Here is a 13,061-nt window from a genome sequence, read left to right on the forward strand (position 1 = left end):
GCTAACAACATAATGTCGCCAACAAAGCCGAGAGATAATCTCTGTAATGACGACTTTGCTGTTAAAGCTACTCCCCTTTAGGAGATACGTTCAATTATTTGTTTGTATTTACACCATTCATACTATAGCATCTCCTACATTCTGTCAATCATTTTTTATGTAAAACGATTGTCAACGCTTTCTCTTTCAATCAATTCATAGTTCGAAAGTGTAAGCTTTTCAACTTCTTCGCCGTTAACCAGCTTGATAATTCGCTGTGCTCCCATTTGGCCCGCTTCTTTATAGTAATATTTTACGGTTGTTAAGCTCGGATGAATCACACCTGTAATTTCATAGCCTCCAAAGCCGGTAATGGATACATCTTCAGGAACGCGCAGTCCGTTTAAATAAGCTGCCTTTAACGTACCAAGCGCAATGTTATCGGTCGCACATACAATCATGGACGGGTTAAATTCTTTCATCACTGCCGTAGCTGCTCCGATTGCATCGCTCATGTTAAAGCTTGTTTCATAACAGCGGATCTCGCAATCGCTGTCTTTAAGACCTTGCTTTACCCCTTCTTTTCTCTTTACACCTACAGCTATGTCTTTTTCAGTTACGCCTAAAAAAGCAATTTTTTTATGCCCTTTTTCCCCTATGTACCTTCCAATGTCGCATGCAGCCTCGTAATCTTGGTGAATTAAACTGTGAACTTCTTTATGCTCTTGTCCAATTAGCAAAACGGGAATTGAAATCGTACGGAACGCTTCCAAATGAGCTTTTGTAATCTGAACGGCAAGCAAAATAATACCGGCTACCTTCTGCTTAGCCAGCGTATAAATATTTTCAATTTCTCTTTCTAAATCTTGATTAGAATTGGAAACAATCATTTGGTAGTGGTGGTCTCTAAGTTCTTGGTCAATACCATCTAATGTGCGGGAAGTCGCAAAAGAACCCATGCGAGGAACAATGACACCGATGATATTTGTTTTTTTTGCTTTTAAGCTTTGAGCAAAAGCATTTGGGCTATAGTTTGTTTCTTTAATAATTCCTTCAATTTTTCGTTTCGTCGCATCGCTCACAGACCCTCCGTTAAGGTAGCGGGATACAGTGCTTTTTGCTACTCCTGCAAGCCGAGCGATATCTGCAATAGTTGTCATTCTCTCATCTCCGTATTTTGTTGCTGCTTCTTTCACAGTATACACGAATATCGCGTGTATATTAAGTAACTGCTTTACTTTTTGATTCATAAGCGGTATGATAACCTAAACATGGATAATCATTATCCACATTGTAGACATATGGCAGGAGATGATGTTTTTGCATATGAAAACAGGCGTTGAGCAATCGGTGTATGCCATTTTGCTGCTTACGTTTTTACCTGAAAAAGCTGTGCTGCCAGGAGATGTTATCAGCACTCAGCTTGGGGGTTCGCCTACGTATTTTCAAAAGCTTCTTCGCAAGCTGGTTAGCGCTGATTTACTTGCTTCCGTTCCTGGTAGCAAAGGTGGATTTCGCTTAAAGAAAACACCGGAAGAAATTCGTATTTATGACGTATACGTAGCCATTGAAGGCAAGCAGTCTCTTTATTCATCAAGCGGTATTTTTCACGATATGCTTAATTTAAAAGACAAAGATATTTGCTTATTATCCGATTTAATGGAAGAAGCCGAATCTTCGTGGCAGTCCATTTTAAAACGGCAAACCATTGCCACGCTTACAAATGAAATTCATAAAAAATGTCCAAAAGAAAACCTGGATAAGCTAAAAGCAACTGTAGAAGAAAAAATGGTGCTGTAGCACCCAAAGGAGATTATCATGGAAAACTTAAATAGATATTTTGATTTATTCGATCAATCACGTACAAGCGAACAAGCATTTGAAGAATTGGTGAGCCTTTTTTCAGACGATATCGTATTTGTCTTAAACGGCCACGAAAAGCAAGGCATTGAAAACTGGAAGCTGTTTGTGAAAATGGTTTTTAAAGAAAATGCTGATATTAAGCATATGTTCGAAGGCTGGAAAGCAGTTGAAGGTACGGACATGTTTGAAACGCCTTGGGCAGTATGCGGAAAACGTGCATCTGGCAGCGTATTTACTCAAACAGGAAAAGATATTGCTAAGCTAGATAAAAACGGGAAGATCAGTTATTTAGAAAACGTACCTGATGACACAAACATGTTTGATACGTATAAAAATTAATATGGAGAAAAGAAGGGCTATATAGGCCCTTCTTTTTTTACGGTGCAAACCCTTCTTGAGAAAGATAAATCATCGAAGAAGGATAAAATTTTTCAAAATAACGAATGGCTTTGATATGAATGTCTTTGTCATACCAGTCTAGGAAACCGTGCTGATCAAATAGTTCTGGCATCCCTAGCCTTTTAGACGTTTTGCCTAAGGAACCGTCCCCTAAGTACAAGGTATCAATGCAAATTCGGTCCATCATTCCTTTTATTTTCTCAGGAAATTCAGGCGTGAAAGGAAGCATTGGAGCAATGGCTACTTGCGTTGAAATTCCGCTTTCTTTTACTTCTTTCAACGCATTCATACGAAGTTTCATCCCCGGAGCATAAGGAGAAAAAATTTGTTTTACATCTTCTCGGTCCGTTTCAACAGTCATCGATACGCGAAGATCACACACTTTTTGAAGTTCTAAAAGCAAATCAATATCTCTCGTCACAAGGGGAGACCTGGTTTGAACCAATAAAAAATCAGGTGGATGATTGATCATCGTTTCTAAAAGGGTGCGCGTGATGCCTGCTTTACGCTCAGCCGGCTGATATGGGTCTGTCGCTGAAGACATAAAGATGCGCATCGGCTGCTCTTTTTTTCGCAGTTTTTGTATTTCTTTTTGATAGACTTCAGCTGCGTTGACTTTCAGCTCTAACCACGTCCCCCACTCCATTTCTTTAAAACGCTGAATTGGCAGTTCTCGCACGTAGCAAAATTTGCAGGAGAATGTACATCCAGCATACGGATTTAAACTATGAGTATAACCGGATGCCAAAAAGCCGGTCGCTTTTGTTAAAATACTTTTCGAAACCACGTCTTTTTGGTTCATCTTTCTCACCTCTTTGTCCAATAAGTATATCAAGTTCACAAATGAAAAAACTACTTTCCACATGGAAAGTAGCCCTTTATATTTTCAACTCATCAACTTTGATTTTCTTTTTTTTCACTTGTCGTTTCAAGTAAAGAGGTTAAATATGAATTTAACTCAAATTGGTCCTTTTCAATAAAATCAGATAATACCGGCTGCTCTTCTTTTCTCATCTTTCTCCACTCCCTTTGTTTTTTATGTATGTGTTTTCAATCATCAATGGATAAAAGTAATGTACTTAACTCTACCCGTATCTAAACAAAAATAATCATGGTATTTTATACTATTTTTACATTTATGCACGTTTTATTTGTATATTTTTTACAATGTCACACACATTAATAGCAAGATTAGTAAACGTATATATTTTACTATGCAACATGAGAGGAATTTCATTATGACGATTAACAAATCAAACGATTGTTCTAGTCTAGCTGAAGTAGTTGACCGCATCTTAGATAAAGGCGTGGTAATTGACGTATTCGCTCGTATTTCCGTTATTGGTATTGAATTAATTACCATCGAAGCTCGAATCGTTATTGCCAGTGTGGACACATGGCTGAGGTATGCCGAGGCAGTTCGGCTGCTTCATAATGAAAGAGAAGATTTTCTTTCTTCGAATAACGGCGGAAAAAAACTTGAACAGCTAAACCTTTTACAAGATTTAGATTTATAAACTCATGAAGGTGGGTTAGAGAAGTGAAAGTAGCCGAAATTATGGAATCCGTGACTGATTTTTTTAAAGAACACGTTGCTCCTCCTCACCGAATTATTTCGTATGAATCGATTCAAAATGGAGGATGGAAAATAACACTTGAAGCATTTGAAGAACAGGAGTATATGAGGCGCTATGCAAAAGATGAACTGCTTGGTATCTATGAAGTGCTGGTCAATAAGCAGCATAACATTACGTCTTTTTCACGCACCAGCCTGCGCTATCGAAGCTCTCCAGCAGAGAAGTAAGCTGATTATTTTAATGGAAAGGAATGAAACAGAAATCAATGAGTGAAGAAACGGGCATTTATATTTTTTGCAGTATTCCCGCCACCGAGGCGCATACGTTTGGCAGCGTCACGATTGATCAGCAAGAAAGAGCTACTTTTACCATTCATTACCGAGATGCAGCTATAGTGGCTGCTGCCTTTCCTCTTAAAATTTATCACCCTACAAAAGAGAACGTCACAGCGCACCAGCAGGTGATTTCCAAAGTAATGAATGAGCATGATTCGGTCATTCCAATCAGCTTTGGCAACGTGTTTCATAGTCAACAAGATGTTGAAATGCTGTTAGAAAACTTATATCCACAGTTCACCTCTCTTTTCCCACAGTTAAAAGGAAAAATAGAAGTCGGACTAAAAGTAATTGGGAAACCGGACTGGCTGAAACAAAAAGTGAATCAAGATTCTTCTTTGCAGCAAGTACGAAACCCGCGTTCTGCCAGTGCTGATTTTTATAAACAAATTGCGCACGGAGAAACAGCTCAGAAATTCTTTTTAAAGCTTCAGCACGACTGTAAAAAAGAGCTGTATCAACATTTAGAACCGATAGCTGAAGCGTCGAGACTCAATCCTCCTATTGTCGAAACGATGCTTTTAAACGCTTCTTTTTTAATTGACCGAGAAAAAGAAGCAGCGTTTGATGAACGTGTAAATGACCTGTATGAAAAATGGAAGCACAAAGCCGATTTTAAATATTCCGGACCGTGGGCTGCTTATAACTTTATTAATATTCAACTAAAGGTAGAAGAGAATGTATGATTCATAAACTGCTGTTATCTCCTGTCACGCTCATTGTTAAAGTTGGGCAAAAAATCAAAGAAGAAGCGGATAAGGAACTGTATGACGTTTCTTTTATTCAGCAAAAAATCGTTCATCTTCAAATGATGTATGAGCTTGGAGAAATACCAGAAGATGCATATATGGAAAAAGAAAAAGAACTGCTGCTTAGGTATGAAGCAGCAAAAGAACATGAATTAAAAAGATGGGAATCAATGACGAAGAAACAAAAGTGAGGTTGAAAGAAATGGAAAAGCTCATTTATTTATATGGTCTAGTTCCAACCGAAGAAACTAAGCAAATTTCCTTCCCCGCCCTTGAAGGCATGGACAAGAACAACCCTATCTATACTCTTTGCTTTGATGATATTACCGCATTCGTATGCGACTTGCCAAGCGTTGAGTATTCAGAAGAAATGCTAAAAGAAAAGATAGAGCAAGATATGAAATGGCTGCAAGACAAGGCTATGCATCACCATGAGACCCTTCTTTTCTTACAGAAGCACTACACGCTTCTTCCAATGAAATTTTGTACTGTCTATAAAAGCAAGGACAGCTGCCAAAAAAGAATTGTCGATAACAAAGAAAAAACCCTTTCTTCTCTTCAGCTTTTAAAAAAATCTGAAGAATGGAATATAAAAGTGTATGCCCATACGAATCATTTAAAGAGCTACCTCTTGACATACAGTGAAACGATCCAAAAGAAAAAAGAAGAAATAAATACGTTACCTCCGGGCAGGCAGTTTTTTGAACGTAAAAAGATAGAAAGGCTGATTGAAGAAGAAACAGAAAAAGAGCAGCTTTCGCTTTGTGATCACCTGCACAGTGAGATAAGTCCCTACGCCGCTTACCACACAATCAAAAATAACTGGAGTCAAAAGATAACCGGCGACAGCTACAGCATGTGCTGGAACAGCATCTACCTTTTGTCCAAGAGCAATGTGGAATCGTTTCTAAAAGCCATTAGCAACAAGCAAGCGCTTTACAAAAACATGGGACTGAACATTGAAGTAACAGGACCATGGCCTGCTTATCATATCGACACTCTCCGCTCGGAGAAAGATGCGGGATGACATCGCTGCGAAAACAAACGCTCGAGCAAAAAGACATTGCCCTCATTGATATATTGGATGTGATCCTCGATAAAGGAATTGCCATTAAAGGTGATTTATTGATTTCAATTGCCGGAATTGATTTAGTCTATCTTGATCTGCGCGTACTGATTTCTTCTGTAGAAACGCTGATAGGCTCTCATGATCGTCAAATCATTTCTTCTCAGCAGTTTGAACAGGAAACGGAGGCGTTGCAAAATGGAAAATAACCCTAAACGGAACGGTCGCATTGAGCTGAGTGCGGAAAATGCTGAACAGGGCCTAGCACAGCTTGTTTTAACCGTCATTGAATTACTGCGGCAGCTCATTGAAAAACATGCGATTCGCCGAGTCGACAGCGGAAACCTGACGGACGCTCAAATCGAAGATCTGGGCGTGGCGTTGATGAAGTTAGAGAACAAAATGGAGGAACTAAAATCAGTGTTTAACTTTACAAATGAAGATTTAAATATTGATCTAGGTCCGCTGGGAAAAGTGTTATAACAAGGAGTGAAAAAATGGCGGCGGAATATAACGGGCAGCTGGGCACCATTGTAGAAGTATTGGAAAAAGTATTAGATAAAGGTCTTGTTATTGCTGGAGATATTAAAGTGCAAATTGCTGATGTTGAACTCTTAACCATAAAAATCCGGCTGCTTGTCGCTTCTATTGATAAAGCAAGAGAAATTGGCATGGACTGGTGGGAAACAGATCCTTACCTATGTTCAAAAGCAAATCAGTCTTATCAAAAACTCCAGGCGGAAAATGACAGTTTAACGCAGCAAGTTGCCTCTTTAACACAGCGAATTCAAGATGATTTGCTTTCGCTTGATTAACAGCTCACTTCATAGAAGGAGGAATGACAAACATGAATCATGAACAAAAATCTACGCTGTCTCCTGTTTCACAAGAGCAGCAAAGCCCCGATACTCAACTAACGGAAAAAGAAGAGCGTATGCCGGAGTATACGCATACTTCGCTTAATCCAGACTCATAGAACAAAAAGAGAAATGCCGAGGCATTTCTCTTTTTGTTCTATACTTTTCTTCATTAATCATGACGTTGAGACAAATAAAGGTAAAGATAATGAACATGGCGAATGAGTACCATTATCTATTAATGACAAAGGAGAACGAGCATGAAGAAAAAAGTGATGGGAGCAGTTTATGCTCTTTTAACGCTGTTCATTTTAAGTGCCTGCAGTACCGAAGACGTTGTGACAAATAATTCAGATCCAAAAGTTTCTGTTTCTACTACAGTTAAACCGCTGACGAAAAAAGAATTTAGTGAAGTTGGAACATCAGGGTTAACAGGCCCTTCTAAAAAAGATTTTCACAAAGTACATATGACTCTTACTTTACGCGGTACGAACTACCTGTCGGATATTCAAGTTAAGCTACCTAACTATAAAGAAGCTTTTAATAACATGAAAGACGATCAGCAAACAAGATATTGGTTTGGCAGCGGTGCAGATGAAGAGCAAGAAAACAAAAACATCTATACAAGGGAATTTGTCCTTTATACGAAAGGCTTAACCGATAAGCAAATCAAAGATATTTTAGCAGCAGCTAAGGTAAAGACGTCCTGGGTGGTAAAGGATACAAAAGCGAAGGATCAATCCGAATTTGCAGCTGGTAAAAACATAAAATTTGAAGCAAAATGAGACATGCACCAATTAGCAAAAGCCCTCTTTATGAAAAGAGGGCTTTCTCTTATTATATGAAGAAGAATTACCTTGTCACCTGCAGCTAACGGTTTGGATTTGAGGCCAGACTCTCAAAGCGCAGCATATCTTCTAAGCTATCTACCCGTTATAAACGCTAGCGCATGTTCCAGGCTTTGGCTCATAGTAGCAATGATTTTTGTATTGACCAGAAGCGGGTTGACCGTACCATGTTGGAGGGCATGGAGCGGATGGATTAAAGTACCACAGTGCATATTTCCCCGGGTGTTCTCTCCAATAATCCAAATTCTTTTTGGCTAACCTTTTTTCAACACCTCTTGCTCGTTGATAAAATACATTTCCTTTTTGAACAGCCTCGAACGAATAGTTGCCTCCCTGCACCTGATAAATAACTTGCGGAACGGATCTTAAATTCTTGAAATCTAAACAGTTTGCTTTAAGGCGATTTACAATGACATTTCCAACATACAGCATGCCTTGTTTTCCTTCGCCTTCAGCTTCTGCTCTCATCATCCTTGCCATTAAAGCAACGTCTGAATCTCGATAATTTACTCTTGGCATTTTTTCACCCCAAAAATATACTATGAAAAAAAGCCGGTCTTGATGTCACTGTCCCTAAAATAACAGTAATTGAATGCTCCGCAAAAGGCTTATCCTCTTTTGTAATACAGCTGAGCAATTTGTCCGTACTGCTTCATATTAGTGAGCTTGAAGTTCATTTCTGGAATTCCTGGCTTAAACAATGGAATACCAGCTCCAAGCAAAACGGGAATAACCGATATAATAAATTCATCCACCCTGTTTGCTTTTAAGAAATCAGCGAGAATATCAGCACCTCCCACCAGCCATATTTTTTTCGTACCTTGATTGAGGTTGTGGAGAAATGACGTCACGCTTTCGTTTATAAACTCCACATACTGATCTTTTCCTTGAGCTGAGCGGCTAAACACGTAGCACTTTTTATCGAGATACGGAAACTCGGGTGTGAGCTTCAGCACGTGATCGTACGTAGCCTTTCCCATAACGACCGCATCACACGTTTGATAAAACGCTTCGTAGCCGTTGTCCCCCTCTCCTTCTACGCTTTCTAGCCAGTCAATCTCTCCGTTTTCTCTTGCGATATACCCGTCTAAGCTTGCGGCAATATATACGACGATTTTTTTCTTCATTCCCTTTTCTCCTTTCAACTTTACTGTTTCTGTATGATATCATCTTAATACGACACTTTTTGTCATATTAAAAGAAAAAGGTGAAAATAAATGGCTAAGTCTAGACGGCTTGTTGATATGCTTATGTTTATTAATACAAAAAGAACGTTTACGGCAAAAGAACTAGCGGAGGAATTTGGCCTTTCTGTACGGACCGTTCAGCGCTATTTGCTGGACTTAAGTGAATTAGGACTGCCTCTTTACAGTGAAAAAGGACGGAGCGGTGGTTACAGAGTGTTAAAAAACCGTATTCTCCCTCCTATCTTGTTTACGGAACAAGAAGCTATTTCGATCTTTTTTGCTTATCAAGCTCTGCAGTATTATCATGACCTTCCGTTTGATGCAGAAATTCATGCGGCTCTTCAAAAATTTTATGTGTACCTGTCTGAAGAAACGAAGAAAAAAGTAGATAAAATAAGTGCTCATATTGCGTTTTGGAATCCTAAAAGAAACTTAGACACTCCTTATTTAAAAGAGCTGCTAGAAGCAAGCCTTACAGGAAAATATATTGAATTTCTTTATGATTCAAAGACGGGTCAAACAAGAAAAGAAGTCAAACCCCTTGGCATTTATGCTCATAACGGCTTGTGGTACTGCCCCGCTTATTCCTGCGATAAGCAAAAAGTATTATTGTTTCGAGCAGATCGTATTCACTCGTTAAAAGTTTTAGAAAAAGACGAAAAGATGTCTCTTACGTTAAAAGAATGGCTTGAAACAGAACCGGTAAACTCACAGCCGATTTCGTTAAAAGTAACCTTGACGCACGAAGGCGTTCGTCAGTGTAAAGGCGTTCCGTGGCTTGAAAATCACGTGAAGGTGGCGCGTGATGGCAGTGGCTATATCGATACGATAACTGATGGAAATGAATTAAACTACATGGCTTCTTTTTTCTATACCTTAGGTGCTCATGCTTTAATTGAAGAACCTCAGGAGCTAATTGAAAAAATTTGCTGTCACGCAGAAGAAACGCTAAGGCGCTATAAATGAGGTGGGGTTAGTCATGTCTCAATCTGGCTATAAAAAATAACCTCCGCTATTTAGCGGAGGTTATTTTTTATTTACCCAGCCCACACGTCTTTTGCGTATCGGCCCTTTTCTTCTAGCTGCTGCAGCCATAAGCGAGCGTCTGCTTCACTTACTTCATGAACATCAGCATAGCTTTTAATAAGCGTTGCTTCAACGTCAGGTGCCATTTGGCTTCCGTCTCCGCAAATATAGAAGTGCGCTCCTTGATCAAGAAGTTCAATCAATTTCGTGCCGTCTTGTTCCATCACGTGCTGAACGTATGTTTTCGGCTGATTTGGTACGCGTGAAAAAGCGGTATGAAGCGTAATGACATCTTCATTTTGTGCGTTTTCAAGCTCTTCTTGATACAGATAGTCTTCATGAGGTGAACGGCAGCCAAAGTATAAATGCGCTTCTCCAAGCGACTGTCCTTGTTCTTTTAACTGCTTGCGAGCCTGCACAAAGCCTCTAAACGGCGCGACGCCTGTTCCTGGTCCGACCATGATAATCGGTGTTTCAGGATCTTTTGGCAGCGTAAAGCCTGACTGCGGTGTGGAAACAAAGCACGTAATTGTATCTCCTTCTTGCAGCTCAGCAAGATAGTTCGACGCAATTCCTTTATATTCTCCATATCCGCTCCACGCCTCTCCTGAGACGACGCTAACCGTGATGCTTGCTTGTTTTTCATCGACGCGAGGTGATGAAGAAATGGAGTAATAGCGCGGACGCATGCTTGGAAGAAGAGCGATAAATTCGCTGAATTCCATTTCACACGCCGGATATTTTTCAAGCAGTTCAAGCATTGTCAAGCGTTTTGCCAGCACCTTTTCTTTGTACGGTTGCTTTTCAAGCAAGGCTTCAAGCTCCACTTTATGCGGCGGGCAGACCGTTTTAGCAGCCATTGCGCGAAGCTGTGTGCGCGTAACAGGATCTTGAAGCTCCACATATTGCAGAAGCTCTTCTACTGATACGGTTTTACCGAGTGGCAAATGCGCTAATTTTTCTTCTTCAGCTTCCAAACGGATTTGCTGTGATGCATCTAGACCGAACCTTGTCGTTACACGATTTACTATTCCTTCATAGTTGCGCGGAATAATACCTAAATGATCTCCTTCTTGATAAGAAACTTCTTTTGGAAGCTCAATTTCAAGATGACGCGTGCTTCGTTCACTGCCTGGTTTTTGTAGTTCTTTGCTTGCTACAACGTTCGCCGAAAAAGCACCGTGCATTTTCGCAAGCGGCATGTCCGCAGCGCTGTCGACAAATTGAAGTGAAAGCGTAGATTTATTATCTTCACTGTTTTCTATGTCGAGGTTAAAGTAAGCTGCTACGTCACTCCACATATGTTCACGCCATTCTTCGTATGTGCCTTCAAAGTCGTCGCTTGCATCTGCTTCGCCGCGTTCAGCTATGTTTTCTGCCCCTTTAGCTGCAAGCGTTTCATCGATAAAAGCAGGCACTTTTTGATACGTAGTTGCCCAGTTTTTATCGCCGCATCCAAATACGGAGTAGCGAACGCCTTTTACTTCATCAGCAGACGCTTGGTCTAACCAGTCGACAAACTGCTTTGCGTTATCAGGCGGATGTCCGTTATAAGAAGCCGTTACAATTAAAACAGCTCCTTCACGCGGAAGATTTCCTGCATGGGAATCAAGCGTTGCAACCTGAGGTGCGAATCCTTTGCTCATCGCAATATCTGCTAAATCCCTCGCCGTTCCTTCAGCTGTTCCCATATTTGAACCGTATAACACAAGCAGCGGCGTATTATGAGCGTTCTCTACCTTTTTGCGTGCTTTTTTAGCAGGCTGTTCCGTGCTAGATGAAGGAATGCCACCAAGCGGAATTTTTTTTGATTTTGCTTTTACAACAAAGCCTTCAGGTTTTAACGTTAAAGTTTCTTTAATATCCATCTCGTAGTTTGTATGATCTTCAAAATCAAAATGTTTTAGCATCATACCAAGTACAAGCGTTGCTTCATGAAGAGCGAACTGCTGACCGATACACGCACGCTGACCGTTTCCAAACGGTTTAAACGCATGCTGCGGAATCGCGCTTGGATTTTCAAAACGCTCTGGGCGGAACTCTTCCACATCGTCTCCCCAAATCGTTTTATCACGGTGAAGCTGAGGAATCAGAACCATCAGTTCATCGCCTTTTTCTAACGGATATTCTCCTCCAAGCACCGTATCCCCTTTTGCATATAGAGAAAACGCAGGAGCCGTCGGCCATAAGCGCAGCGCTTCGTTTAAGACCATGCCGACGTATTTAAGCTGTTTCACTTGTTTATAGCTTGGAACAGGATCTACTAGAACTCGTGCTGCTTCTGCTGCTGCTTTTTGTAATACATGTGGATTTTTCACTAAGAAATACAGCGCAAATGATAAAAGACCGCTTGTTGTTTCGTGTCCCGCAATTAAGAACGTAATAATTTGATAGCGAATGTTCTCGTCATCAAGCGGCTCACCTGTTTCTGGATCTTTTCCGTTTAGCATATGCGTTAATAGATCATCGCTTTGTTCACCGCTTGCTTTGCGATCTGCAATAATTTTATCTACTAGGTTGTTCATCACCTTAACATCTTCTTGAAACTGACGCTTATTTTCATCGTAAGCCGGGTCATCCGGATTTGCACGCTGCAGTTTTTTCATCGATTCGTCTAATGCACGGACCATACTTGTAATAAACGGGTGCGGCTGATCGCGATAAAAGCTGTTAAAGCGGTAGTTAAAGCCGCAAAGACCGATTGTATCAAGCGTTAAGCGCGTCATGTCTTCCGGTACTTCAATATGCTCATCTGCATTTAGGCGCTCCCACTTTTGAATAAGCTGCACGGCGATATCGACCATCATCGCGTGATAGCCTTTCATCGCTTGCTGGCTAAAGCTTGGAAGTAAGATGTTGTGCGCTTTTTTCCAGTTTCTCTCATGAGTCCAGCTTGTAAATAAACCGTCTCCTGCAAAATCACGCACAAATTTAAGCGCTTGACTTAAGTTTTTATCGAATCGGGACTCATCACATGCTTCTTTAATTAGACGCTGACTTGATAAGTAGCGCGTTACACGGCCAGGCGCTTCAAATTTAAAGATTTCCCCTAATTCATCCGCAATTTTCATCAGCGTTTGAAGTGGTTTGTCTGTGTTTAATAACGGTAAGTTTTTAAGCTCTCCAAACGTTTTTGGCTGAGGCATTTCTTTAATTGTCATGTTATCCCTCTTTC

General features: G+C 40.4%; 18 protein-coding genes. 13 read left to right on the plus strand and 5 right to left on the minus strand.

From position 1 onward, the window contains the following. Positions 1-155: 155 nt before the first annotated feature. A complete protein-coding gene (locus ACNHOZ_RS10410) occupies positions 156-1,139 on the minus strand; it encodes a LacI family DNA-binding transcriptional regulator (RefSeq protein WP_028414479.1) in 984 nt (327 codons plus the stop codon). Between the two features lie 160 nt (positions 1,140-1,299). Here ACNHOZ_RS10410 and ACNHOZ_RS10415 point away from each other — a divergent pair, with 160 nt between their 5' ends. Further along, entirely contained in the window at positions 1,300-1,779 is a 480-nt protein-coding gene (locus tag ACNHOZ_RS10415; RefSeq protein WP_045294225.1) for an RrF2 family transcriptional regulator, read from the plus strand. A gap of 18 nt (positions 1,780-1,797) precedes the next feature. Next, positions 1,798-2,181, plus strand: coding sequence for a nuclear transport factor 2 family protein (locus ACNHOZ_RS10420; RefSeq protein ID WP_028414480.1), 384 nt, complete (start codon positions 1,798-1,800; stop codon positions 2,179-2,181). A 37-nt stretch (positions 2,182-2,218) separates the two neighbouring features. Here the strand turns inward: ACNHOZ_RS10420 and ACNHOZ_RS10425 are convergent, their stop codons facing one another. Further along, positions 2,219-3,043, minus strand: coding sequence for an SPL family radical SAM protein (locus ACNHOZ_RS10425; RefSeq protein ID WP_255901621.1), 825 nt, complete (start codon positions 3,041-3,043; stop codon positions 2,219-2,221). 436 nt (positions 3,044-3,479) lie between these two features. Here ACNHOZ_RS10425 and gvpA point away from each other — a divergent pair, with 436 nt between their 5' ends. From gvpA to ACNHOZ_RS10475, 10 genes are all read left to right on the plus strand, one after another. Then, positions 3,480-3,758 (plus strand): gas vesicle structural protein GvpA, encoded by a 279-nt coding sequence (gene gvpA, locus ACNHOZ_RS10430; RefSeq protein WP_013057921.1) that lies wholly within the window; start codon positions 3,480-3,482, stop codon positions 3,756-3,758. A 23-nt stretch (positions 3,759-3,781) separates the two neighbouring features. After that, entirely contained in the window at positions 3,782-4,045 is a 264-nt protein-coding gene (locus ACNHOZ_RS10435; protein ID WP_013057922.1) for a gas vesicle protein GvpO, read from the plus strand. A 23-nt stretch (positions 4,046-4,068) separates the two neighbouring features. Continuing rightward, the gene (locus ACNHOZ_RS10440) at positions 4,069-4,839 is read left to right on the plus strand and encodes a GvpL/GvpF family gas vesicle protein (RefSeq protein WP_048018923.1); all 771 of its coding nucleotides are present in this window, start codon (positions 4,069-4,071) and stop codon (positions 4,837-4,839) included. Beyond that, positions 4,836-5,093 (plus strand): gas vesicle protein GvpG, encoded by a 258-nt coding sequence (locus ACNHOZ_RS10445; protein WP_033580519.1) that lies wholly within the window; start codon positions 4,836-4,838, stop codon positions 5,091-5,093. The genes ACNHOZ_RS10440 and ACNHOZ_RS10445 overlap by 4 nt, the downstream gene beginning before the upstream one ends. Before the next feature lie 11 nt (positions 5,094-5,104). After that, a complete protein-coding gene (locus tag ACNHOZ_RS10450) occupies positions 5,105-5,929 on the plus strand; it encodes a GvpL/GvpF family gas vesicle protein (protein ID WP_048018922.1) in 825 nt (274 codons plus the stop codon). Continuing rightward, positions 5,926-6,177: a gas vesicle protein gene (locus ACNHOZ_RS10455; protein ID WP_048018921.1), complete on the plus strand. Its 252-nt coding sequence runs from the start codon at positions 5,926-5,928 to the stop codon at positions 6,175-6,177. The genes ACNHOZ_RS10450 and ACNHOZ_RS10455 overlap by 4 nt, the downstream gene beginning before the upstream one ends. Then, positions 6,167-6,451, plus strand: a complete 285-nt coding sequence (locus tag ACNHOZ_RS10460; RefSeq protein ID WP_047750481.1) for a gas vesicle protein K — start codon at positions 6,167-6,169, stop codon at positions 6,449-6,451. The genes ACNHOZ_RS10455 and ACNHOZ_RS10460 overlap by 11 nt, the downstream gene beginning before the upstream one ends. 14 nt (positions 6,452-6,465) lie before the next feature. Next, on the plus strand, positions 6,466-6,783 hold the full coding sequence (locus tag ACNHOZ_RS10465) for a gas vesicle protein (protein ID WP_048018920.1): 318 nt from the start codon (positions 6,466-6,468) through the stop codon (positions 6,781-6,783). Positions 6,784-6,815: 32 nt separating this feature from the next. Beyond that, complete coding sequence (locus ACNHOZ_RS10470; RefSeq protein WP_255219776.1) at positions 6,816-6,944, plus strand: hypothetical protein; 129 nt, start codon at positions 6,816-6,818, stop codon at positions 6,942-6,944. 141 nt (positions 6,945-7,085) lie between these two features. After that, positions 7,086-7,610, plus strand: a complete 525-nt coding sequence (locus ACNHOZ_RS10475; RefSeq protein ID WP_033580515.1) for a hypothetical protein — start codon at positions 7,086-7,088, stop codon at positions 7,608-7,610. A gap of 141 nt (positions 7,611-7,751) precedes the next feature. Here ACNHOZ_RS10475 and ACNHOZ_RS10480 read toward each other — a convergent pair whose 3' ends face one another. After that, a complete protein-coding gene (locus ACNHOZ_RS10480) occupies positions 7,752-8,192 on the minus strand; it encodes a cell wall hydrolase (protein WP_013083968.1) in 441 nt (146 codons plus the stop codon). Positions 8,193-8,281: 89 nt separating this feature from the next. After that, complete coding sequence (locus ACNHOZ_RS10485; protein ID WP_033580514.1) at positions 8,282-8,800, minus strand: dihydrofolate reductase family protein; 519 nt, start codon at positions 8,798-8,800, stop codon at positions 8,282-8,284. 90 nt (positions 8,801-8,890) lie between these two features. Here ACNHOZ_RS10485 and ACNHOZ_RS10490 point away from each other — a divergent pair, with 90 nt between their 5' ends. Beyond that, entirely contained in the window at positions 8,891-9,826 is a 936-nt protein-coding gene (locus ACNHOZ_RS10490) for a helix-turn-helix transcriptional regulator (RefSeq protein ID WP_154973768.1), read from the plus strand. 71 nt (positions 9,827-9,897) lie between these two features. On the opposite strand, the gene ACNHOZ_RS10495 is transcribed toward ACNHOZ_RS10490, so the two are convergent. Beyond that, complete coding sequence (locus ACNHOZ_RS10495; RefSeq protein WP_447697112.1) at positions 9,898-13,047, minus strand: bifunctional cytochrome P450/NADPH--P450 reductase; 3,150 nt, start codon at positions 13,045-13,047, stop codon at positions 9,898-9,900. Between the last annotated feature and the right edge of the window lie 14 nt (positions 13,048-13,061).

Source organism: Priestia sp. D51 (assembly GCF_053345675.1).